The following is a 21,786-nucleotide window of genomic DNA, read 5'->3' on the forward strand; positions in this document are numbered from 1 at the left end:
CCGCTGCTCGTAGCGTGCGGGACGTGGTGGATCGGACAGTTCTCAGAGATACAGGGACCGGTGGGAAAGCGGACCGGGCCGTCGTACGGGACGCGCTGGGCGTCGGAGTGGCCGTCGGGCTGTCCGGATTCGCCTTCGGAGTGACGTCGGCCGGCAGCGGACTCACGCTGATGCAGACGTGTGCGCTCAGTCTTCTGGTGTTCACCGGGGCGTCCCAGTTCGCCCTGGTGGGCGCGCTCGCGGCAGGAGGCAGCCCGTTCACGGCGGCCGCCGGGGCCTTCTTCCTGGGCGTGCGGAACGCCTTCTACGGCCTGCGGCTGTCGCAGTTGCTGGCCCTCCCGCGCGCGGTGCGGCCGTTCGCCGCCCATTGGGTGATCGACGAGACGGCCGCCGTCGCGCTGGCTCAGCCCACGCGGCGCGGTGCGCGGATCGGGTTCGTCGTGACCGGGCTGACCCTGTACGTCCTGTGGAATCTCACCACGCTGCTCGGCGCCCTGGGCGCCGAGGCCATCGGAGACACCGACGCGTGGGGGCTGGACGCCGCGGGGCCCGCGGTCTTCCTGGCCCTGCTCGCGCCGATGCTGAGGACCGGCACCGAGCGGGCCGTCGCCGGGCTGGCCGTGCTGCTGGGGCTCGGGCTGCTGCCCGTACTGCCCGCCGGGGTGCCGGTGCTGCTGGCCGCGCTGGCGGCGCCGGTCGTCCTCTGGGCGGACGGCCGGCGCCGGGGTGCGCCTGCTTCCGGGGAGGACGAGGCGTGAACGTCTGGATCGCCATCGGTGTGACCGTCCTCGGGTGCTACGCCGTCAAGCTGGCCGGGCTGCTGGTGCCGGCCGGAGCCCTGGAGCGGCCCGTCGTCAAACGTCTTGCCGCGTTGCTGCCCGTCGCGCTGCTCGCGGCCCTCACGGCCCAGCAGACCTTCGCCGACGGGCAGGCGCTGGTGCTGGACGCGCGGGCCGCCGGGCTCGGAGCGGCAGCCGTGGCGCTGATGCTGCGCGCCCCGTTCCTGCTCGTCGTCGCGGCGGCCGTGCTGGTGACCGCGGGGGTGCGGGCCATAGGGGCGTGGTGATCAGTCGATGGTGCGGCCGTAGGCGCTGAGGGTGCGCAGGGCCTCGATCGTCACGACCGGGCGGGCCTCCAGGGCGGGGGCCGGGGCCCAGTGACGCCATCGGACGGGCCAGCCGCCGTCCTCCTGCTGCCGGGCCATGAGGTGGTCCAGGGAGCGGGTCATCTCGTCGTCCGTGAACCACGCGCGCGCCAGGGAGCGCGGCGTCCTCGCGTAGTCGTACGGGAAGTGGTGCTCGCCGGAGGCATAGCCGGGGGAGACCGGATGCGCGTCCAGGTCGTCGGGGTCCAGGGCCACGAGGCCGTGTGCGCGTACCAGGCGGCCCAGACGGTCGGCGGCCGCCTCCGCGCGCGGGCGGTCGGGGGCGGAGTCCAGGAAGGTCACGGCTGCCTCGATCTCGTACGGGTGCGACTTCTCCAGGGACTCGACCGCCTGCCAGCAGAAGTCCGTGGCCCGGAACAGCCAGGCGTGCCACACCTCGTTGCGGTGCAGCAGCCCCACCACCGGCCCGGTGGCGAGGAGGTCGCTGGGCGGGTCGGCCATGTCCGGCACGAAGGGAGCTGTCGGATACTCGGGCCGGCCGGGAGGGATCGCCGGGAGCGCGCCGTCCGGCGTGGAGACGGACGTCAGGTAGCGGCACACGCGTTCCACGCGCTGGCCGGCGCAGCGCGCCACGGCGTCCAGGACGCGCAGGGCGTGGGCGGTGTGCAGCGGCCGGCTGACCGGGCCGCGCAGATCGGGCTCCAGCGCGTGCCCGTACCCGCCGTCCTCGTTGCGGTAGGCGTCCAGCGCCGTCTCCACCGGGTCGGCGGCGGCGCCACGGAAGTGGTGGGCGAAGAGGCGCTGCTCCAGCACGCGCGCGGTGAGCCAGACGAAGCGCTCCGCGCGCGTGACAGGGCTGTGCGGCGGGGGCGTCGGGGGGAGTGTGGAAGCTCCTGTTTCGGCCATGGGTCAGACCGTAGGGCGGAATGCGGGGCCGGCAGGCGGTCCTGGCTCAGGCCCACCCTCAGGGGCGGGATACTGGAGTCATGCGGTTGACGGTCTTCTGGCAGCGGATGGCGGAGCACTTCGGTCCGGGCTACGCCGACACCTTCGCGCGCGATCACGTGATGACGGATCTCGGCGGGCGCACCGTGCACGAGGCGCTGGACGCCGGCTGGGACGCCAAGGACGTCTGGCAGGTGGTCTGCTCGGTGATGGACGTGCCCCGGGAGAGGCGCTGACCGACCCGGCGCGGAGAGCGTCGACCGGTCGCGGCAGACGGCCGACCGCGCGCGGATCGCTGACGGGTCACGAAGATCGCAGGCGGGCAGACGGCTGTCGGTGGCGTGGGTGAGACTTGGTCCGTGGCACCCATTGACGAGACCGGGCAGGCAGCCCAGCAGTCCTCCCCCTTCGGTACGACGCCGCCGACCGGGCCCCCCGCCGCCGGCGGAACCACCGGGCCGAACGGCCGCATGCCGCGCTGGCTACCGCGCGCCATGGTGCTCGCGCTCGCCCTCGTCGCCGCGTTCCAGCTGGGCAGCTGGGCCTTTCACCAGGTCACCGGACTGCTGACCAACATCCTCATCGCGTTCTTCCTGGCGCTCGCCATCGAACCGGCGGTGAGCTGGATGGCCTCGCGCGGCATGCGCAGAGGACTGGCCGCGTTCGTCGTCTTCATCGGTGTGGTGATCGTGTCGGCGGGCTTCGTCACGCTGCTCGGTTCCATCCTCGCGGACCAGATCATCAAGATGATCGAGGGCTTCCCGGCGTACCTCGACTCCGTCATCCACTGGATCAACACACACTTCAAGACCGACCTGAAGCGCGTGGACATCCAGGAGGGTGTGCTCCGCTCCGACTGGCTGCGCAACTACGTGCAGAACAGCGCCACAGGCGTCCTGGACGTGTCCGCCCAGGTCCTCGGGGGCCTCTTCCAGATGCTGACGATCGGGCTGTTCTCGTTCTACTTCGCCGCGGACGGCCCGCGACTGCGCCGCGCGCTCTGCTCCGTCCTGCCCCCCGCCCGGCAGGCCGAGGTGCTGCGCGCCTGGGAGATCGCCGTGAACAAGACCGGCGGCTACATCTACTCGCGCGGCCTGATGGCGCTGATCTCCGGCGCGGCACACTTCGTCCTGCTGCAGATGCTGGACGTGCCCTACGCGCCCGTGCTCGCTGTGTGGGTGGGACTGGTGTCGCAGTTCATCCCCACCATCGGCACGTATCTCGCGGGCGCCCTGCCCATGCTGATCGCGTTCACGGTGGATCCCTGGTACGCGCTGTGGGTGCTGATCTTCGTCGTGGTCTACCAGCAGTTCGAGAACTACGTGCTGCAGCCCAAGCTGACCTCGAAGACCGTCGACATCCACCCTGCGGTCGCCTTCGGCTCGGTCATCGCGGGCACCGCGCTCCTCGGCGCCGTCGGCGCGCTGATCGCCATCCCCGCCATCGCCACGCTCCAGGCCTTCCTGGGGGCGTACGTGAAGCGCTACGACGTCACGGACGACCCGCGCGTGCACGGCCATCGCTGGCGGGGGGCGGGGCCGGGTCTGATAGCGCGCACGAGGCAGCTGTGGGCGCGGCGGCCAGGTGCGGAACGGCCGGAGGACGGAGGGCCCGGGCAGGGCTCCGCCTGATCTCGTCGCCGGGCCGGCCCGGTCCGGGTGTGCCGTGTGGTGCGCTTGACACCAAAATCGAACATCCATTCTTATGGAGTCTCCGGCATGGCTCAACGACGAGCATTTCGACGTACTTTGGGTGGAGAAGTGCCCGAGTTATCCACAGGCCAAACGTGCGTCGGGGCGCATTGTCAGTGGCAGGCGTTAGCGTCTTTGACGTGAAGCGATCGACTCAAGCAAATCGGGTGGAACCCATGGCAGGAACCGACCGCGAGAAGGCCCTGGATGCCGCGCTCGCACAGATTGAACGGCAATTCGGCAAGGGCGCGGTCATGCGCATGGGCGACCGGGTGAACGAGCCCATCGAGGTCATCCCGACCGGGTCCACCGCCCTCGACGTTGCCCTCGGAGTGGGCGGCCTGCCGCGCGGCCGCGTCGTCGAGGTCTACGGACCGGAGTCCTCCGGTAAGACCACCCTGACCCTGCACGCGGTGGCGAACGCGCAGAAGGCCGGAGGTCAGGTCGCCTTCGTCGACGCGGAGCACGCCCTCGACCCCGAGTACGCGAAGAAGCTCGGCGTCGACATCGACAACCTCATCCTGTCCCAGCCGGACAACGGCGAGCAGGCCCTGGAGATCGTGGACATGCTGGTCCGCTCCGGTGCCCTCGACCTCATCGTCATCGACTCCGTCGCCGCGCTCGTCCCGCGCGCGGAGATCGAGGGCGAGATGGGCGACAGCCACGTCGGTCTGCAGGCCCGCCTGATGAGCCAGGCCCTGCGGAAGATCACGAGCGCGCTCAACCAGTCCAAGACCACCGCGATCTTCATCAACCAGCTCCGCGAGAAGATCGGCGTGATGTTCGGCTCCCCGGAGACCACCACCGGTGGCCGGGCGCTGAAGTTCTACGCCTCGGTGCGCATCGACATCCGCCGCATCGAGACCCTGAAGGACGGCACGGACGCGGTCGGCAACCGCACCCGCTGCAAGGTCGTCAAGAACAAGGTCGCGCCGCCCTTCAAGCAGGCCGAGTTCGACATCCTCTACGGCCAGGGCATCAGCCGCGAGGGCGGCCTGATCGACATGGGCGTGGAGCACGGCTTCGTCCGCAAGGCCGGCGCCTGGTACACGTACGAGGGCGACCAGCTCGGCCAGGGCAAGGAGAACGCGCGCAACTTCCTGAAGGACAACCCCGACCTGGCCAACGAGATCGAGAAGAAGATCAAGGAGAAGCTGGGCGTCGGCGTGCGTCCCGAGGAGCCGGCCGCCGAGCCGGGCACGGACGCCGCGGTCTCCGCCGCTCCGGCCGACGCCGCGCCCGCGGTGCCCGCCCCGGCAGCGGCCAAGACCGCCAAGTCCAAGGCCGCCGCAGCCAAGAGCTGACCCGTGACACGACGAACCGACTGGGCGGAGTACGAGTACGCCGCCTCCGGTGCCCCACGGGGGAGGGGCACCGGAGACGACGCGGGCTCGGCCGTGGCCGGTGACGGCGAGTACGGGACCGACGGGCCGTACGGGGAGGACGAGGGACCGTACGGGGGCGGCTCCCAAGGAAGCGGCTCCCAAGGCAGCGATTCACCCGGCACAGGCTCACGCGGAGGCGGCTCACGCAGGGACGGCTCGCGTGACGGCGGGGCACGTCGTGGGCGTGGACGTCGCCGGCAGGGCTTCGGTGAGGTGATTACCGAAGACGGAGGCTCCCCCTCCTCGTCGAGGGCCGAGCAGGAGGAGCCTCCAGGGGACCCGGTCGAGCAGGCTCGGGCGATCTGCCTGCGCCTGCTCACCGGGACCCCGCGGACCCGCAAGCAACTCGCCGACGCCCTGCGCAAGCGGCAGATCCCGGACGACGCCGCCGAGGAGGTGCTGTCGAGGTTCGAAGAGGTCGGCCTCATCAACGACAGCGCCTTCGCCGACGCCTGGGTGGAGTCCCGCCACCGCGGCCGGGGGCTGGCGCGGCGTGCGCTCGCCCGGGAGCTGCGGACCAAGGGCGTCGACTCCACGCTGATCGACGAGGCCGTCTCCCAGCTCGAGCCCGAGCAGGAAGAGGAGACCGCGCGTGACCTCGTCGCGCGCAAGCTCCGCTCCACCCGTGGGCTCGACCGTGACAAGCGACTCCGCCGCCTCGCGGGCATGCTCGCCCGCAAGGGCTACTCCGAGGGCATGGCCCTGCGCGTGGTCCGGCAGGCGCTGGAGGAGGAGGGCGAGGACGTGGACTTCCTCGGGGACGAGCAGTTCTGAGATCTGCGCTGCCGGGGCGAGCCGTTCGGATGCTCCGGCGTGATCACACGACCGGAAGCCCGGACGCCTTCCACGCCTGGAACCCGCCGACCAGGTCGGTGGCCCGGTGCAGGCCCAGCTGGTGCAGGGACTGAGCCGCCAGGCTGGAGGCGTAGCCCTCGTTGCAGATCACGACGACACGCAGGGAGTGGCTCGTGGCCTCGGCGGCTCGGTGGCTGCCCTGCGGGTCGAGACGCCACTCCAGCTCGTTGCGCTCGACGACGAGCGCGCCGGGGATGAGGCCGTCGCGCTCGCGCAGCGCCGCGTAGCGGATGTCCACCAGCAGCGCGTCACCGGCCTCGGCGGCCTCGTACGCCTGCCGCGGCTCGATCCGCTCGTAGCCCGCGCGTACGCGCTCCAGCAACTCGTCGATGCCGACGGGAGGTTGGACAGCGCCGCTGCCACTGCTGCTCACCGGCTCGTGTAGGGCGCTCACTGCCAGTCCTCCGGCCGCTCGACCTGCTCGAGCCGGAGGATCGGCCCGCTGCGGCTGTAGCGGCGGATCTGCGGCAGGGGTGGGTAGTAGGCGTGGACGGAGATCGCGTGCCGCTCGAGGGACTCGTTGAGCACCTCGTGGACGTGGTGCCGGCCGAAGGCACGGCCCTGGCCGGACGACAGCCGGCGTTCCCGGTCCACACCGTCGGAGAGCTCCAGGGTCTTCCAGCCGTCGGTGGGCAGCCGCGCGGCGAGCGAGTTCTCCTTGAGCTCGCCCGACGCGGTCAGGAAGGCGCCGACGGAATCGGCGTGGTCGTGCCAGCCGGTACCCGTGCCGGGCGGCCAGCCGATCAGCCAGGCCTCGCTGCCGCCGGGCCCCTCCAGCCGCACCCAGGTGCGGCCTTCCGGGTCGAGCGGAAGGGAGTCGATCAGCTCGGTGTCGGCGGCCGTACGCCGGACGAAGTCGAAGAGATCGGCCTGCGTGGGCCCGGAAGAGGCGGAGGAGACGGACGAAGAGACAGGGGAAGGGGATGCGGAGGGGGATACAGACACGGGTGCCGTCCTGGAGGTCCTGATGCGGGTTCGCACGGAAGGCGCGTCGGCCGGCGTGGAGAGCGCGGCGCGCGCGGAGGAAAGAAGGATGCGAAGTCAGCAGGACGGGCGACACACGCAGCCCGCATAGCGGAGGAGGTCCATATGGACCCTCCGCCACAGGCGCACACAGGTGTCGGTCACGCACCGGAGTACACCACGGCCGTCCGGGCCGGTCAACTCACTGTCACCATGCGGACGCACTGTGACAGAGAGCACGTCCCCTCCGGTACCTGAGATCAGCGCGAACCGGCCGATGCACCGGCCTCTGCCTGTGCCTTCGCCGGCCCGCCCACCGCGGCCTCGGCCGCCGTGTACAGATCGGCCGGGCGCACTCCGCCCAGCGCGGTCACGAGATGCCCGTCGGGGCGTACCAGGAGCACCGTGTGCGCGGCAGCGCCCGGATAGCTCTCGGCGACCAGCAGCTCGGCGTGGTGCGGCAGTGCCATGACCGCGGCGGCGAGCTGGGGCATGATGCCGGCGCTCACCCAGTGCCTGCGCTCCCACACGCCCGTGCCAGGGGCGATCAGCACGACGAGCAGCGCGCCGCGGCCGAGCCGGTCCCGCAGCCGCACGAAGGTGCCGTCCTCCGCGGTGACCCGTACGTCGATGACCGACGAGCCGGGCGATGTCCGGACCGGGACCTCTCCTTCGAGGGGTGGGGGTGCGAGCGGCGAGTCGGCGTACGCCCCCGGCGCGCCCAGTTGGCCGTGCCCCAAGTGGCCGTCCGTGAGGAGCGAGTCGTGGCCCCGGGCCGAGCCGGGGACGTAGGAGCGCAGGCCTCCGCCGCCGCGCAGCAGGGGCAGGGCCTGGTCGGCCGCGCGGAGCCGGGCCGCCACGATCGCCCGGCGTTCGGTCTGGTAGCTGTCGAGGAGCGCCTCGTGCGGTCCGTGGTGCCAGGCCAGGGCCAGTTTCCAGGCGAGGTTGTCGGCGTCCCGCAGGCCCTCGTCCAGCCCGTGCGTGCCCAGTGAGCCGTGGAGGTGCGCCGCGTCCCCGGCGAGGAAGACGCGGTCGGCGCGCCAGCGGCGGGCCAGCCGGTGGTGGACGGTGTGCACACCGGTGTCCAGGAGCTCGTACGGCGGGGTCGTGCCGCCCGACCAACCCGCCAGGGTCTCCCGGATGCGGGTCAGCAGCAGCTCGGGGGTGACCAGGTCCTTTCCGGGCGGCAGGAGCCAGTCCAGACGCCAGACGCCGTCCGGCAGGGGGCGCGCGGTGACCTCGCCGGCCGAGGGGCCCGACATGCGCCACGGCGGCATGCGGTGCAGCAACGCCTCGTTGTACCAGGGCAGTTCCGTCCGCAGGGCCGCGACGGCGTGACGTTCCACCGCCGTACGGCCGGGGAAGCGGATGTCCTGGAGCTTGCGCACGGTCGAGCGGGGGCCGTCGCAGCCGACCAGGTAACTGCCGCGCCACCATGTGCCCTTGGGGCCGCGTGTGTGGGCCGTGACGCCCGAGGACTCCTGCTCCATGCCGTCGAGGCGGCTTTCCACCGCGATCTTGACGAGCGGTTCGCCCGCGAGGGCCGTGCGCAGGGCGTCGGTCAGCACGTGCTGGGCGATGTGCAGCGGGACGGGCTCGGTGCCGTCGAAAAAGACCTCGCGCATCACCTGCTTGCGCCGCACCGACCGCCATCCGGCCCAGTGGGCGCCGACCCGGTCCATGGGAACGCCGGTCAGCCGTTCGATGAGGGCGGTGGTGTCCTCGCGCAGTACCACGGTGCGCGACGCACGGGGCTCGTCCTTGCCCGGCCCCTCGTCGAGGACGACGCACGGCACCTCCTGACGCGCCAGCGCCAGGGCGAGCGTGAGCCCGACGGGCCCCGCTCCGACGACGATCACCGGATCCACGGCGCGGCGCCCCCTGCCCGTGGTGACGTCCTGAGGGACGTAGGTGAACACGAAGTTGGAGCAGGGTGCACGATCACAGAACGTATGCAACCCATTGCCGGTGCTTGCGTCAAGTGACCAGGGGCAGTGGCGATCATGCCACTGCCCCTGAGTATGTCATCCGGGTTGACCGAGTGTCAGATGGTGCCTCCGGTGCCGGTCCCGGTGGTGCCGGCGATCTGTGCGTCGTTCGCGCCCACGACCGCTCCCGTCGACTTCTTGGCCTGCCGCAGCCGGCGCTCGAGCCAGCTCGCGAAGGACGTGAGGGCGAAGTTGAGCGCGATGAAGATGACGGCCACGACCGTGAAGCTGGCGATGACGTTCGCGCCGTAGTAGCCGCTCATCGTGTTCGCAGAGGAGAGCAGCTCGGAGTAGGTGAGGACGGCGCCGCCGAGCGCGGTGTCCTTCACGATGACGACGAGCTGGCTCACGATGGCCGGGAGCATCGCGGTGACCGCCTGCGGGAGGAGGATCAGGCGCATCAGCTGGCCCTTGCGCAGGCCGATCGCCTGCGCCGCCTCGGACTGGCCCTTGGGCAGGGCCAGGATGCCCGCCCGGACGATCTCGGCGAGGACGGACGCGTTGTACAGCACCAGGCCGGTGACGACCGCGTAGAGCGGACGGTCGTCGGAGCTGACGTTGGTGTACTCGGCGAACAGGGCGAGGCCGAAGATCATCAGGACCAGCACGGGGATGGACCGGAAGAACTCGACCACGACCGCTGCCGGAACCCGGACCCACACGTGGTCCGAGAGGCGGGCGATGCCGAGAACCGCGCCGAGCGGCATCGCGATGATCACCGCCAGGGCGGCGGCCTTCAGCGTGTTCAGCAGACCCGGCCAGATGTAGGTGGACCAGGCCTCGGTGCCGGAGAAGAACGGTTCCCACAGGGCCCACTCCAGCTGACCCTTGTCCTTGAGGGTGCCGAACACCCACCACAGCAGGGCCGCGGCGGCGGCCACGAAGACCACCGTGAGGACGGCGTTGCGCCGCTTGGCGCGAGGGCCCTGGGCGTCGTACAGAACGGAACTCATCGCTTCACCGCCACCTTCTTGCCCACCCAACCGAGGATCAGACCGGTCGGCAGCGTCAGAACCACGAAGCCGAACGCGATGATCGCCGCGATCAGCAGCAGCTGGGCCTCGTTCTCGATCATCTCCTTCATCAGTACCGCCGCCTCGGCGACACCGATGGCGGCCGCGACCGTGGTGTTCTTGATGAGGGCGATCAGCACGTTGGCCAGCGGGACGACCGACGAACGGAACGCCTGCGGCAGCACGACCAGACCCAGCACCTGGCGGAAGCTGAGACCGATCGCCCGAGCCGCCTCCGCCTGCCCGACCGGCACCGTGTTGATGCCGGAGCGCAGCGCCTCGCACACGAAGGACGAGGTGTAGAAGATCAGGCCCAGGACGGCCAGCCGGAAGTTGATCGTCTCGACGTCATCGGCGCCGAGGGAGACACCCAGCGTCTGGTTCAGGCCCAGCGACGTGAACAGGATGATGACGGTCAGCGGGATGTTCCGCACGGTGTTCACGTACGCGGTCCCGAAACCGCGCATCAGCGGCACCGGGCCCACGCGCATGGCGGCCAGCATGGTGCCCCAGATGAGAGAGCCGACGGCGGACAGCGCAGCGAGTTGCACTGTCGTCCAGAAGGCTCCCAGCAGGTCGTAATCCTTGAGAAAGTCGAACACGATCTCCCGCGCTTCCGCGTATAGGGATGCCCCGGTGCGCCGCCCCGCAGGGCGGCGCACCCGTCAGGCGCTGCCTCAGCTCTTGATGTCGCCGATCTTCGGCGCGGGCTCGTTCTTGTAGTCGGCCGGGCCGAGGTTCTTGTCCACGGCCTTCTGCCAGGCGCCGTCGGCGACCATGGCCTCGAGGGCCTTGTTGATGTCGGCCTTGAGGTCGCTGCCCTTCTTGACGCCGATGCCGTAGTTCTCGTTGGTCAGCTTGAAGCCGCCGAGCTTGAACTTGCCCTTGAACTGCGACTGGGCGGCGTAACCGGCGAGGATGGAGTCGTCGGTGGTCAGCGCGTCGACGGCACCGTTCTGCAGACCCGGCAGACAGGCGGAGTACGTCGGGTACGGCTGCAGCTGAGCCTTCGGCGCCAGCTTGTCCTTCACGTTCTGCGCGGAGGTGGAGCCGGTCACCGAGCAGAGCTTGGCGTTGTTCAGGTCCTTCGGCGACTTGATCTTGTTGTCGTCGGACCGGACCAGCACATCCTGGTGGGCCAGCAGGTACGGGCCGGCGAAGTCGACCTTCTCCTGGCGCTCCGGGGTGATCGAGTAGGTCGCGGCGATGAAGTCGACGTCACCACGCTGCAGCATGGTCTCGCGGTCGGCGCTCTTCGCTTCCTTCCACTCGATCTGGTCCGCGTTGTACCCGAGCTTCTTCGCGACGTACGTGGCGACGTCGACGTCGAAGCCGGCGTAGCCCTGCGGCGTCTTCTGGCCGAGGCCGGGCTGGTCGAACTTGATGCCGACGGTGATCGTCTTGCCACCACCGGAGCCGGAGTCGCCGCCCGTGCTGTTGTCGCCGCCGCAGGCGGTGGCGGTGAGGGCGAGGGCGAACACGGTGGCCGAGGCGGCGGAGACCTTGCGGAGCTTCATGATGAACATCCTTTGGCTGGTGAAGAGATGCGGGCCGGCAGGGCGGCGACGCCGGTCGCGTCGCGCGCGGAGTGCGCCGTCAGTGGTGCAGGATCTTCGACAGGAAGTCCTTGGCACGGTCACTACGCGGGTTGCTGAAGAACTGGTCGGGCGCAGCCTCTTCGACGATTCGGCCGTCCGCCATGAACACCACGCGGTTTGCAGCCGATCGTGCGAAGCCCATCTCGTGGGTGACGACGATCATGGTCATGCCGTCGCGGGCGAGCTGCTGCATGACCTCCAGCACCTCGTTGATCATCTCGGGGTCGAGCGCGGAGGTCGGCTCGTCGAAGAGCATGACCTTCGGCTCCATGGCCAGCGCCCGCGCGATCGCGACGCGCTGCTGCTGGCCGCCGGAGAGCTGTGCGGGGTACTTCTCGGCCTGCGCGCCCACGCCGACCCGGTCGAGCAGGGCCCGAGCCCGCTCCTCGGCCGCCTTCTTGTCCTTCTTGCGGACCTTGATCTGGCCGAGCATCACGTTCTCGAGCACGGTCTTGTGCGCGAAGAGGTTGAAGGACTGGAAGACCATTCCGACGTCGGCCCGCAGCCGGGCCAGCTCCTTGCCCTCGTGGGGCAGCGGCTTGCCGTCGATCGTGATCGAGCCGGAGTCGGTCGTCTCCAGGCGGTTGATGGTGCGGCACAGGGTGGACTTGCCGGACCCGGAGGGTCCGATCACCACGACGACTTCACCGCGGGCGATCGTCAGGTCGATGTCCTGGAGTACGTGCAACGCGCCGAAATGCTTGTTGACGCTCTTCAGGACGACCAGTTCGCCGGTCGCGGCCAGATCTTCCTTGGCCACCGATACTTCGGTCATCGCTCTCAGGCTCCGTCCTCCTCGGTTTCGGAGGACAGTAGTAACCCTCTACGACCTGCGTCATTACATCTGAGGGGAATCTGAGCATCACGATCCGATAGCAATCGGACACGTGTCGTAGCACTTGTGAGCAGCGCTCATATCGGCCGGGTAACGGAAGCTCTCCGCAACCGGAACCCTCTTGACGCCGTCCTCATCCATCAGCGTGACTGCAATGCGTGCACGCGCGCGGGCACGCATTTCTTGTACACAGATAGATCGTACGGCCAGTGAACCGAAGGGGGACCGGATGAGACTGCTGCTCGTCGAGGACGACAACCACGTCGCCGCAGCCCTGTCGGCTGTCCTGGCACGGCACGGGTTCGACGTCACGCACGCACGCAGCGGTGAGGAGGCCCTCCAGGCACTCGTCCCCGAGAGCGACTGCTTCGGCGTCGTCCTCCTCGACCTCGGCCTGCCCGACCAGGACGGATACGAGGTCTGCGGCAAGATCCGCAAACGCACCGCCACCCCGGTGATCATGGTCACCGCGCGCTCCGACGTCCGCTCCCGCATCCACGGCCTCAACCTCGGCGCCGACGACTACGTGGTGAAGCCGTACGACACCGGGGAACTCCTCGCCCGTATCCACGCCGTGAGCCGGCGCACCTCCCACGAGGACACCTCCAGCGGCATCGAGACCGAGCTGCGCCTCGGGCCCGTGCACATAGAGCTGCCCACACGCCGGGTCAGCGTCGACGGGTCGGTGGTCCAGCTGACCCGCAAGGAGTTCGACCTGCTGGCCCTGCTCGCGCAGCGGCCCGGGGTGGTCTTCCGCCGGGAGCAGATCATCAGCGAGGTCTGGCGGACCAGCTGGGAGGGGACCGGGCGCACACTGGAGGTGCATGTCGCGTCCCTGCGCGCCAAGCTGCGCATGCCTGCCCTCATCGAGACCGTACGCGGAGTCGGCTACCGGCTCGTCGCGCCTGCCGGATAGCGGGGCCGGGTGCGCACTCGTCTGCTCCCGCTGCTGATCATCCTGATGGCGGCCGTGCTGCTCGCGCTCGGGGTCCCGCTCGCCGTCAGCCTGGCCGGGGCCCAGCAGCAGAAGGTCGTCGTCGACCGGATCGACGACACCGCGCGCTTCGCAGCCCTCGCCCAGTTCGTCACCGACTCGCCCGACGGGACCACCGGCGCGTTCGAGAACGAGCGGCTGGCCACGCTCAGCAGCGAACTCGACAGCTACTACGACGTCTACGGCATCCGCGCCGGTGTCTTCTACCGCAGCGGCAGTGCCATGGCTCATGCACCGGCCAGGTGGTCCCTGCCGGAAGAGGGCGAGGTGCGTGACGCCTTCGACGAGGCGCTGCTCAGCCGACGCAGCCACGACCCGAAGCAGGTCTGGCCCTGGCAGCGCAACAACCTCGTGGTCGCCTCGCCGGTCATCCGGGACGGTGACGTCGTCGCGGTCGTGGTGACCGACTCGCCCACCGGGCAGATGCGCTCGCGCACGCTGCACGGCTGGCTGGTCATCGGCGCGGGCGAGGGCGCCGCGATGCTGCTGGCCGTCGGCGCCGCCCTGCGGCTGACCGGCTGGGTCCTGCGGCCGGTGCGCGTCCTCGACGCCACCACCCACGACATCGCCACCGGACGGCTCAAGTCCCGGGTCGCGGCCGCCGGCGGACCGCCGGAACTCAGGCGTCTGGCCCGGTCGTTCAACGAGATGGCGGACAACGTCGAGGACGTGCTGGAGCAGCAGCGCGCCTTCGTCGCCGACGCCTCGCACCAGCTGCGCAACCCGCTCGCGGCACTGCTGCTGCGCATCGAGCTGCTCTCCTTCGAACTGCCCGAGGGCAACAAGGAGATCGCCTCCGTCCAGGCCGAGGGCAAGCGCCTCGCGCAGGTCCTGGACGACCTGCTGGACCTGGCGCTGGCCGAGCACACCGAGGCGGACCTGAGGATCACCGACATCGGCGAGCTCGCCTCCGAACGCCTCGCTGCCTGGGCCCCGACCGCCGAGGCCAAGGGCGTACACCTGGTCGGCGACTGCCCGCCCACGACCGCGTGGGCCGACCCGGTCGCGCTGTCCAGCGCGCTGGACGCGGTCATCGACAACGCGGTGAAGTTCACGCCCGAGGACCAGACCGTCGAGGTGACCGTCGCCTCCAACGGCGACACCTCCACCATCGTCGTCACCGATCACGGCCCCGGCCTCACCGACGAGGAACTGGCCCGCATCGGCGACCGTTTCTGGCGCAGCAGCCGCCACCAGAACATCAGGGGTTCGGGCCTCGGACTGTCCATCTCGCGGGCGCTGCTCACGGCGGGTGGCGGTTCGATCGCGTACGACCGTCACGAGCCGCACGGGCTGCGGGTGACGGTGAGAGTGCCGAGATCAGGCCCTACGGCTTGACGGACTGGTAGTAGCGCTGGGCGCCGCGGTGCAGCTGGAGCGGGTCGGTGTAGATCGCGGTGCGGACGTCGACCAGCTGGGCGGAGTGGACGGTCGCGCCGATGCCGTCCCGGCTGTCGATCACCGTACGGGTCAGCCACTCGGTGAGCCGGGGGTTCATGTCGCTGCGGGTGACCAGCAGGTTGGACACCGCCAGGGTCGGCACCGGGTCACCACGCTGGATGGTGGGGTAGGCCGACTCCGGCATCTTGGTGGCGCGGTAGTATCGCGTGGCACCGCCCTGGTCGTGCAGCTTGGCGACGAGCCCGGCGTCGATCGGCACGAACCGGAAGGCCGATGCCGATTTCTTGGCCAGGCGGCTGAGCCCGTCCGTGGGCAGACCGCCCGACCAGAAGAACGCGTCGAGGCCGTGCCCCAGCCGCCTGGGCCCGGTGTCGATGCCGTCCGACGAGGGCTTGATGTCCTTCTCCGGGTCGATCCCGGCGGCCTTGAGCACCCCGTTCGCGATCAGCCGCACACCGGAGTTCGGCAGTCCTATGGCCACGCGCTTGCCCCGCAGGTCCGCGACGGAGCGGATGTCCGAGTCGGGCGGTACGACGAGCTGCAGGTAGTCGTCGTACAGGCGGGCCATACCGCGCAGCCGGTCGGCGCCCGCACCGTGGTCGAGCCTGTACGTGGCGACCGCGTCCGCCGCCGCGATCGCGAAGTCGGCCTTGCCCGTCGCCACGTCCGAGACGTTCTCCTGCGAACCGGCGCTGGTCAGCAGGCGCACCCTCAGGTCCGGCATGTCCTGGTCGATCTCGGCACGCAGGAGTTCGCCGTACTCGTGGTAGACCCCGGCGCGTGTGCCCGTGCTGAAGGTGATCGCCCCGCCCGGAGGCTCCTCGGCCCAGGGGCGCAGCCACCACAGCAGCAGCCCGAGGACCAGAAGGGAGGCGGTGCCGCCCTGCAGGGCCCGGCGCCTGCCGATACGGGGGAACATCTTGGACATGCGCGAGATCCTGCCAGCCTTGGTGCCCCGCTGACCAGGGGCGGGGTCCGGCACCGGGGCGGGGAGGGGTGTCAGTGGCGGCCGCTACTGTCGTCCCCATGAGCTCCTCGCCCGCTGACCTGGTCCGTGAATTCCACCTCGCCTTCGGCCTGGACGCCCGCAGTACCCCGACGGAGGTCTCCCCGGAACTCGCCGCCCACCGCGGCGAACTCCTCGCGGAGGAGGCCGCGGAGGTCGCCGAGGTGTCGGTCCGGGGCCCGCTCGACCGGCTCGCCCACGAACTGGCGGACGTCGTCTACGTCGCCTACGGCACCGCCCTCGTCCACGGCATCGACCTCGACGCGGTACTGACCGAGATCCACCGCTCCAACATGACCAAGATCGGCCCTGACGGCAGGGTCTCCCGACGCGAGGACGGCAAGGTCCTCAAGGGCGAGCACTACGAGGCACCGGATGTGCCGGGGGTGCTGCGGAGGCAGGGGTGGGTTTCGGGCAGTGAGTAAAGGCCCCGAGGTGGCCCACCCCCCCCTCAGTCGCCCACCGGCGCCTCCGCCTCAGCCTTCCGGGGCGCGGGTTCCGGGCTGCCCTGCCGGGCCCCGCGGCGTCCGCTCCACCACATCGCCACCGGCTCCGTGTAGCGCGCCGTGAGGGGGCCCAGGACGACCAGGATGAGGACGTAGGCCGTGGCCAGGGGGCCGAGGGACGGTTCGATGCCGGCCGCGACCGCCAGGCCGGCGATGACGATCGAGAACTCCCCGCGGGCCACCAGCGCACCGCCCGCCCGCCAGCGGCCCTTGACGGAGATCCCGGCGCGCCGGGCCGCCCAGTACCCGGTGGCGATCTTCGTCAGGGCCGTGACGACGGCCAGCGCGAGGGCGGGCAGCAGGACGGGCGGGATGCTGGACGGGTCGGTGTGCAGTCCGAAGAAGACGAAGAACACCGCCGCGAACAGGTCCCGCAGGGGGCTGAGGAGGGTGTGCGCACCCTCCGCCACCTCTCCCGACAGCGCGATGCCCACCAGGAAGGCCCCCACCGCCGCCGACACCTGGAGCTGCTGCGCGACACCCGCGACCAGGATCGTCAGGCCCAGCACCACCAGCAGCAGCTTCTCCGGGTCGTCGCTGGAGACGAACCGCGAGATGAGCCGGCCGTAGCGCACGGCCAGGAACAGCACGAGCCCCGCCGCGCCCAGCGCGATCGCCAGGGTCACACTGCCGGCCATCAGCCCGACGCCCGCCACCAGTGCCGTGACGATGGGCAGGTACACGGCCATCGCCAGATCCTCCAGCACCAGCACGCTGAGGATGACCGGTGTCTCCCGGTTGCCGACCCGGCCCAGATCGCCGAGCACCTTCGCGATCACGCCGGACGACGAGATCCAGGTGACACCGGCCAGGACGACGGCGGCCACCGGCCCCCAGCCGAGCAGCAGCGCCACCGCCGCTCCCGGCAGCGCGTTGAGCGCGCAGTCGACCAGACCGGACGGGTAGTGCGTCTTGAGGTTGGAGACCAGATCGCTCGCCGTGTACTCCAGGCCCAGCATCAGCAGGAGCAGGATGACGCCGATCTCGGCGCCCGTGGCGACGAACTCCTCGCTCGCGCCCAGCGGCAGCAGCCCGCCTTCGCCGAAGGCCAGACCGGCCAGGAGGTAGAGCGGTATCGGCGAGAGCCGGAAACGGGCGGCGAACCGCCCGAGCAGGCCGAGGCCGAGAATGATGGAACCGAACTCGATGAGCAGGACCGCGGAGTGCACAGGCTCACTCCCGCCCGAGTATCGTCGCGGCGGCGTCCACGCCCTCACGGGTCCCGACGACGATCAGCGTGTCACCGCCCGCCAGCCGGAAGTCCGGCGCGGGCGACGGAATGGCCTCGGCCCGGCGCAGCACCGCCACGACCGACGCCCCCGTCTCCGTCCGCATCTTCATGTCGCCCAGCACCCGCCCGTTCCAGCGCGAGGTCGCGGCCACCTCGATCCGCTCGGCGACCAGTCCCAGGTCCGTGGTGTACAGCAGGCTCGGGCTGTGGTGGGACGGCTTCAGCGCGTCGATCAGCGAACCCGCCTCCGAGCTGGTCAGCCGCAGCGAATGCGCGCAGGAGTCGGGATCGTCGGCCCGGTACACGTTGACCGTGCGCGTGCCGTCGCGGTGCGCCACCACCGACAGATGGCGGTGTTCCCGGGTCTCCAGGTCGTACTGGACCCCGATCCCCGGCAGCGGCGTCGCCCTCAGGCGCGGAGCTGACACGTTGCTTCCCCTTTTTCGTCTTGTTTGGTTTGTTTGTCTTATTGGTGTTGCTGTGTCGGTGTCGTGAACGGTGTAGATCAACGGACGGGTCAAGTCCGCATGCTGCCATCCGCCCGTACGGTGACGACATGGGTGTTGTGACGGATATACACAGCGGCCGGTCGCCGGAAAGGGTGGAGCGGGAGGTGCCGTACGCGAAGGCCGGAAGGGGCGGATCCAGGAACGTGTCGTTGTTCTGGCGGATCTTCTCGCTCAACGCCGCGGGCCTGGTCGTGGCCACCGCGTTGCTGCTCGGCCCGGTCACCGTGTCCACCCCCGTCCTGGCGGGCGAGGCACTCGTCCTGCTCGGCGGCCTGGTGATGCTGCTGGCGGGCAACGCGCTCGTGCTGCGCTTCGGCCTCGCGCCCCTGCAACGGCTCGGCAGTTCCATGGCCACCGCCGACCTGCTGCGTCCGGGATCCCGCCCGGTGGTCGCCGGCCCGGCGGAGACGGCCGCGCTGATCGCGACGTACAACACGATGCTCGACCGGCTGGAGGCCGAGCGGGCCGCGGGCGCCGCCCGGGCCCTGTCCGCGCAGGAGGGCGAACGGCACCGGATCGCCCGCGAGCTCCACGACGAGGTCGGACAGACCCTGACCGCCGTCCTGCTCCAGCTCAAGCGCGTCGCCGACCGGGCGCCCGAGGAGCTGCGCGAGGAGGTGGGCCAGGCGCAGGAGGCGACCCGGGCCGGTCTGGACGAGATCCGCCGGATCGCCCGCCGGCTGCGCCCCGGTGTCCTGGAGGAGCTCGGGCTGGCCAGTGCCCTGCGCTCGCTCGCCGCCGAGTTCACGACCCATGGGCTGACCGTGCGCCACCACGTCACCGGCGACCTCCCCGCCCTGAACCCGGAATCGGAACTCGTCGTCTACCGGGTGGCCCAGGAAGGCCTGACCAACACCGCCCGGCATGCCGCCGCCGACCGCGCCGAACTCCGCCTCCAGCAGGTCCCCGGCGGCGTCGAACTCCTCGTACGCGACAACGGCACGGGCGTCGGCGACGCCCCGGAGGGCGCCGGCATCACGGGCATGCGCGAACGCGCCCTCCTGATCGGCGCCGCCCTCACCGTCGAACCGGCCCCTGGCCGGGGCACCGACGTACACCTGCGCGTACCGGTGACGGAAGGAGCCCGCTGATGTGTCCCCACCGGTCAGGCCGAGGAGCCCGCTGATGTGTCCCCACCCGTCAGGCCGAGGAGCCCGCTGATGTCCGCCCCCGCCCCGATCCGTGTCCTGCTCGCCGACGACCACACCCTCGTACGCCGGGGAGTGCGCCTCATCCTGGACGGGGAGCCGGACCTGACGGTCGTCGCCGAGGCCGGGGACGGTGCCGAGGCCGTCGCCCGGGCCCGGGACACCGCCGTGGACCTGGCCGTCCTCGACGTCGCCATGCCCCGCATGACCGGCCTCCAGGCGGCCCGCGAACTCTCCCGCAGGCTGCCCGACCTGCACATCCTGATCCTGACGATGTACGACAACGAGGAGTACTTCTTCGAGGCGCTCAGGGCCGGAGCCAGCGGCTACGTGCTCAAGTCCGTCGCCGACCGCGACCTGGTCGAGGCCTGCCGGGCGGCCGTGCGTGGCGAGCCGTTCATCTACCCGGGCGCCGAGCGGGCCCTCGTCCGCTCCTACCTGGAGCGGCTGCACCGCGGTGACGGCCTGCCGGATCGGGCCATCACCGAACGCGAGGAGGAGATCCTCAAGCTGGTCGCCGAGGGCCACACCTCGAAGGAGATCGGCGAACTCCTCTTCATCAGCGCCAAGACGGTCGAACGCCACCGCGCCAACCTCCTCCAGAAGCTCGGCATGCGCGACCGCCTGGAGCTGACCCGGTACGCGATCCGGGCCGGGCTCATCGAGCCGTGAGCCCGGGCTCCCTCACGTCGTCGTCGGCGAGTCCGCCCAGCGCGCGAGCGACCGCGTCCGGAGTGACACCGTCGGCCCGGTTGTCGAACACCAGGCTGTGACGGCTCGACCACCGGCACGCGTTGTCCTGGGACTTCTGCCAGAAGGCGTCCCAGTCGGCGAGCTTGGAGACGTCCCGTGCGCAGCCGCGGGCGAGGACGCGGGCCCGGGCGGTGTCGGAGTCGGTCTCTACCCGCACCACCACCGGTTCGGCGTGGCGGGGCCAGGAGTGACGCTCGGCCACTTCGGCGAGATAGTCCGGGCGGGAGAAGTACCGGCCGAACGGGGCGTCCAGGACGACCGGCCGGCCCACCGCGAGGTTGTCCCGCGCCAGGTCCAGGACGGTCAGGTACTCCAGGTCCATCACCGCCGACTGGTAGTACGGGTTGAGGTCCCGCTCGGACGGGTCCGTGCCGGCGAGCTCCAGGAGCGCCTCGGTGAAGCGGGTGCAGGCGGTGTCCTTGTCGATGTAGACCGCCCCGGTCAGCCGGGCGAGCAACCGGGCCACGGTGCTCTTTCCCGACCCGGCCGGCCCGATCACGAAGTAGGCCCGTGGAACGGTCATGTGAGGCTCTCCTTCGGGGCCCTGCGGTCCTTGACGAAGAACAGGTACGAGGAACCGCCGACCAGCAGCAGCACCCCGCCGACCAGGAAGACGAGGTTGTAGCTGCCTCCGGTGGCATCGAGGATGCTCCCGGTGACGATGGGAGCCAGCGTCGCGCCGAGGAAGCCGCCGAAGTTCTGGATGGCGCCCAGCGAGGCCACCTGGTGCGGCTCCGCGACGTCGGACGCCAGGGTCCACAGACAGCCGATCGGCACCTGCGCGGCGAAGTAGCCCACGGACAGCAGCACCATCGCGAGCGGGGTGCTCTCGACGTAGGCCACGGGCAGCACGGCGGCGGCCGCCAGGGCCGCGCCGCCGGCGATCGGGATCTTGCGCGAGGTGACGGCGGAGACTCCGCGGGCGATCAGGCGCCCGGAGAGGAAGCCGCCGAAGAGCACGCCCGCGATACCGCACAGGAACGGCAGGGACGCCAGCCAGCCGGTCGCGGTGAGGCTGAAGCCGCGGGAGGTCTCCAGGTAGCTGGGCAGCCAGGTGAGGTACACCCACACCGTGTAGAAGATGCCGAAGGCGCCGAGGACCATGAAGTACGTGTTCCGCTGCCGGAACAGCTGCCCCCACCCGGCCTTCGCCTCGGCCTCGGGCGCCGGGGTCGCGGACGCTTCGCCCATCACGGCCGCCTGCTCGCGCAGTGTCGGGTCACGGTAGACACGCAGCCACACGAGCACGAGCACCACGCCCAGCGCGCCGATGGTGACGAACATGCCGCGCCACCCGAGCAGCAGCATCAGCGTGGTGAGCAGCGGCGGGGCGATCGCGTTGGCTATCTGCGAGCCCGTGTTGACGATCGAGATCGGCAGCGCGCGCTCGTGCTGGGCGAACCACCTCTGGTTGACCTTCAGGCTGGCGGTGAAGAAGGGGGCCTCGGCGACACCGAGAGCCACCCGGGCCGCGTACATGAAGCCGTACGAACTCGCGGTCGCGGAGAGCATCGACACCAGTGACCACAGCGCGGCCGCCCAGGCGTACATGCGCTTGGGCCCGAAGCGGTCGACGAGGTAGCCGGCGGGGAGATTGGCCAGCGCGTAGGGCCAGGCGAACGCCGCGAGCAGGAGTCCCATCTGGGTGGAACTCAGGTCGAACTCCTTGGCGACGGTCGTGTTCGCGACGCTCAGGTTGGAGCGGTCGAGGTAGTTGACGACGCCGCCAATGACCAGGAGGGCGACCAGGACCCAGCGGATCCTTAGCGACCGCGGGGCGTCGGCGTCAGTTCTCTCGGGAATCTGGGCATCGGAGAGCGGTTGGGACATGGGGGGCTCCTGGGGGATCACCACAAGGGT

Annotated in this window: 25 protein-coding genes; 11 read left to right on the top strand and 14 right to left on the bottom strand. The window is 70.6% G+C overall.

Going from position 1 to position 21,786, the window contains the following annotated elements; translation table 11 throughout:
• Positions 1-23 precede the first annotated feature (23 nt).
• Both OHU35_RS31200 and OHU35_RS31205 read left to right on the top strand, forming a co-directional pair.
• Positions 24-758 carry an AzlC family ABC transporter permease gene (locus OHU35_RS31200; RefSeq protein ID WP_189721879.1) on the top strand — a complete coding sequence of 245 codons (735 nt, stop codon included), beginning with the start codon at positions 24-26 and terminating at the stop codon, positions 756-758.
• Positions 755-1,066, top strand: a complete 312-nt coding sequence (locus OHU35_RS31205) for an AzlD domain-containing protein (RefSeq protein ID WP_189721878.1) — start codon at positions 755-757, stop codon at positions 1,064-1,066. Before OHU35_RS31200 ends, OHU35_RS31205 begins: the two co-directional genes overlap by 4 nt.
• Here the strand turns inward: OHU35_RS31205 and OHU35_RS31210 are convergent, their stop codons facing one another.
• Entirely contained in the window at positions 1,067-2,011 is a 945-nt protein-coding gene (locus OHU35_RS31210; RefSeq protein ID WP_359889027.1) for a hypothetical protein, read from the bottom strand.
• 80 nt (positions 2,012-2,091) lie between these two features.
• On the opposite strand from OHU35_RS31210, the gene OHU35_RS31215 reads away from it, so the two are divergent.
• The 4 genes from OHU35_RS31215 (at position 2,092) to recX (ending at position 5,900) form a co-directional block, all read left to right on the top strand.
• A complete protein-coding gene (locus OHU35_RS31215; RefSeq protein WP_189721876.1) occupies positions 2,092-2,286 on the top strand; it encodes a DUF3046 domain-containing protein in 195 nt (64 codons plus the stop codon).
• 123 nt (positions 2,287-2,409) lie between these two features.
• Positions 2,410-3,681, top strand: a complete 1,272-nt coding sequence (locus OHU35_RS31220; RefSeq protein WP_359889024.1) for an AI-2E family transporter — start codon at positions 2,410-2,412, stop codon at positions 3,679-3,681.
• Positions 3,682-3,917: 236 nt separating this feature from the next.
• Complete coding sequence (recA, locus tag OHU35_RS31225) at positions 3,918-5,045, top strand: recombinase RecA (protein ID WP_189721874.1); 1,128 nt, start codon at positions 3,918-3,920, stop codon at positions 5,043-5,045.
• 3 nt (positions 5,046-5,048) lie between these two features.
• Positions 5,049-5,900 carry a recombination regulator RecX gene (gene recX, locus OHU35_RS31230; RefSeq protein WP_405507623.1) on the top strand — a complete coding sequence of 284 codons (852 nt, stop codon included), beginning with the start codon at positions 5,049-5,051 and terminating at the stop codon, positions 5,898-5,900.
• A gap of 43 nt (positions 5,901-5,943) precedes the next feature.
• Here recX and OHU35_RS31235 read toward each other — a convergent pair whose 3' ends face one another.
• The 8 genes from OHU35_RS31235 to OHU35_RS31270 all read right to left on the bottom strand — a co-directional run bounded on the left by OHU35_RS31235 (position 5,944) and on the right by OHU35_RS31270 (position 12,318).
• Positions 5,944-6,375: a rhodanese-like domain-containing protein gene (locus tag OHU35_RS31235; protein WP_189721872.1), complete on the bottom strand. Its 432-nt coding sequence runs from the start codon at positions 6,373-6,375 to the stop codon at positions 5,944-5,946.
• Positions 6,372-6,926 carry a cysteine dioxygenase gene (locus OHU35_RS31240; RefSeq protein ID WP_405507625.1) on the bottom strand — a complete coding sequence of 185 codons (555 nt, stop codon included), beginning with the start codon at positions 6,924-6,926 and terminating at the stop codon, positions 6,372-6,374. Before OHU35_RS31240 ends, OHU35_RS31235 begins: the two co-directional genes overlap by 4 nt.
• A gap of 96 nt (positions 6,927-7,022) precedes the next feature.
• A complete protein-coding gene (locus tag OHU35_RS31245; protein ID WP_373307148.1) occupies positions 7,023-7,184 on the bottom strand; it encodes a putative leader peptide in 162 nt (53 codons plus the stop codon).
• Positions 7,185-7,204: 20 nt separating this feature from the next.
• Complete coding sequence (locus OHU35_RS31250) at positions 7,205-8,812, bottom strand: FAD-dependent monooxygenase (RefSeq protein ID WP_359889107.1); 1,608 nt, start codon at positions 8,810-8,812, stop codon at positions 7,205-7,207.
• A 176-nt stretch (positions 8,813-8,988) separates the two neighbouring features.
• Positions 8,989-9,885: an amino acid ABC transporter permease gene (locus OHU35_RS31255; protein WP_405507627.1), complete on the bottom strand. Its 897-nt coding sequence runs from the start codon at positions 9,883-9,885 to the stop codon at positions 8,989-8,991.
• A complete protein-coding gene (locus tag OHU35_RS31260; protein WP_189721869.1) occupies positions 9,882-10,547 on the bottom strand; it encodes an amino acid ABC transporter permease in 666 nt (221 codons plus the stop codon). The genes OHU35_RS31255 and OHU35_RS31260 overlap by 4 nt, the downstream gene beginning before the upstream one ends.
• A gap of 75 nt (positions 10,548-10,622) precedes the next feature.
• Entirely contained in the window at positions 10,623-11,462 is an 840-nt protein-coding gene (locus OHU35_RS31265; protein WP_189721868.1) for a glutamate ABC transporter substrate-binding protein, read from the bottom strand.
• Between the two features lie 79 nt (positions 11,463-11,541).
• On the bottom strand, positions 11,542-12,318 hold the full coding sequence (locus tag OHU35_RS31270; protein WP_189721867.1) for an amino acid ABC transporter ATP-binding protein: 777 nt from the start codon (positions 12,316-12,318) through the stop codon (positions 11,542-11,544).
• A gap of 289 nt (positions 12,319-12,607) precedes the next feature.
• Between OHU35_RS31270 and OHU35_RS31275 the strand changes: the two genes are divergently transcribed.
• Positions 12,608-13,294 carry a response regulator transcription factor gene (locus OHU35_RS31275; RefSeq protein WP_189721866.1) on the top strand — a complete coding sequence of 229 codons (687 nt, stop codon included), beginning with the start codon at positions 12,608-12,610 and terminating at the stop codon, positions 13,292-13,294.
• 9 nt (positions 13,295-13,303) lie between these two features.
• Positions 13,304-14,710: a HAMP domain-containing sensor histidine kinase gene (locus OHU35_RS31280; RefSeq protein ID WP_189721865.1), complete on the top strand. Its 1,407-nt coding sequence runs from the start codon at positions 13,304-13,306 to the stop codon at positions 14,708-14,710.
• Here the strand turns inward: OHU35_RS31280 and OHU35_RS31285 are convergent.
• Entirely contained in the window at positions 14,700-15,701 is a 1,002-nt protein-coding gene (locus tag OHU35_RS31285) for a TAXI family TRAP transporter solute-binding subunit (RefSeq protein WP_189721864.1), read from the bottom strand. The genes OHU35_RS31280 and OHU35_RS31285 overlap by 11 nt on opposite strands.
• A gap of 98 nt (positions 15,702-15,799) precedes the next feature.
• Here OHU35_RS31285 and OHU35_RS31290 point away from each other — a divergent pair, with 98 nt between their 5' ends.
• The gene (locus OHU35_RS31290; protein ID WP_189721863.1) at positions 15,800-16,204 is read left to right on the top strand and encodes a MazG nucleotide pyrophosphohydrolase domain-containing protein; all 405 of its coding nucleotides are present in this window, start codon (positions 15,800-15,802) and stop codon (positions 16,202-16,204) included.
• 26 nt (positions 16,205-16,230) lie between these two features.
• Here the strand turns inward: OHU35_RS31290 and OHU35_RS31295 are convergent, their stop codons facing one another.
• Both OHU35_RS31295 and OHU35_RS31300 read right to left on the bottom strand, forming a co-directional pair.
• On the bottom strand, positions 16,231-17,454 hold the full coding sequence (locus tag OHU35_RS31295) for a cation:proton antiporter (RefSeq protein ID WP_405507631.1): 1,224 nt from the start codon (positions 17,452-17,454) through the stop codon (positions 16,231-16,233).
• 4 nt (positions 17,455-17,458) lie between these two features.
• A complete protein-coding gene (locus OHU35_RS31300; protein ID WP_189721861.1) occupies positions 17,459-17,944 on the bottom strand; it encodes a cation:proton antiporter regulatory subunit in 486 nt (161 codons plus the stop codon).
• A gap of 128 nt (positions 17,945-18,072) precedes the next feature.
• Here OHU35_RS31300 and OHU35_RS31305 point away from each other — a divergent pair, with 128 nt between their 5' ends.
• Positions 18,073-19,116, top strand: coding sequence for a sensor histidine kinase (locus tag OHU35_RS31305; protein WP_405507633.1), 1,044 nt, complete (start codon positions 18,073-18,075; stop codon positions 19,114-19,116).
• Positions 19,117-19,185: 69 nt separating this feature from the next.
• The gene (locus OHU35_RS31310) at positions 19,186-19,845 is read left to right on the top strand and encodes a response regulator transcription factor (protein ID WP_189721860.1); all 660 of its coding nucleotides are present in this window, start codon (positions 19,186-19,188) and stop codon (positions 19,843-19,845) included.
• On the opposite strand, the gene OHU35_RS31315 is transcribed toward OHU35_RS31310, so the two are convergent.
• Positions 19,832-20,449 carry an ATP-binding protein gene (locus OHU35_RS31315; protein WP_189721859.1) on the bottom strand — a complete coding sequence of 206 codons (618 nt, stop codon included), beginning with the start codon at positions 20,447-20,449 and terminating at the stop codon, positions 19,832-19,834. The genes OHU35_RS31310 and OHU35_RS31315 overlap by 14 nt on opposite strands.
• Positions 20,446-21,756, bottom strand: a complete 1,311-nt coding sequence (locus OHU35_RS31320) for an MFS transporter (protein ID WP_405507634.1) — start codon at positions 21,754-21,756, stop codon at positions 20,446-20,448. The genes OHU35_RS31315 and OHU35_RS31320 overlap by 4 nt, the downstream gene beginning before the upstream one ends.
• Positions 21,757-21,786: the final 30 nt, after the last annotated feature.

The organism is Streptomyces purpurascens (assembly GCF_045040895.1).
Classification (GTDB): Bacteria; Actinomycetota; Actinomycetes; order Streptomycetales; family Streptomycetaceae; genus Streptomyces; species Streptomyces purpurascens.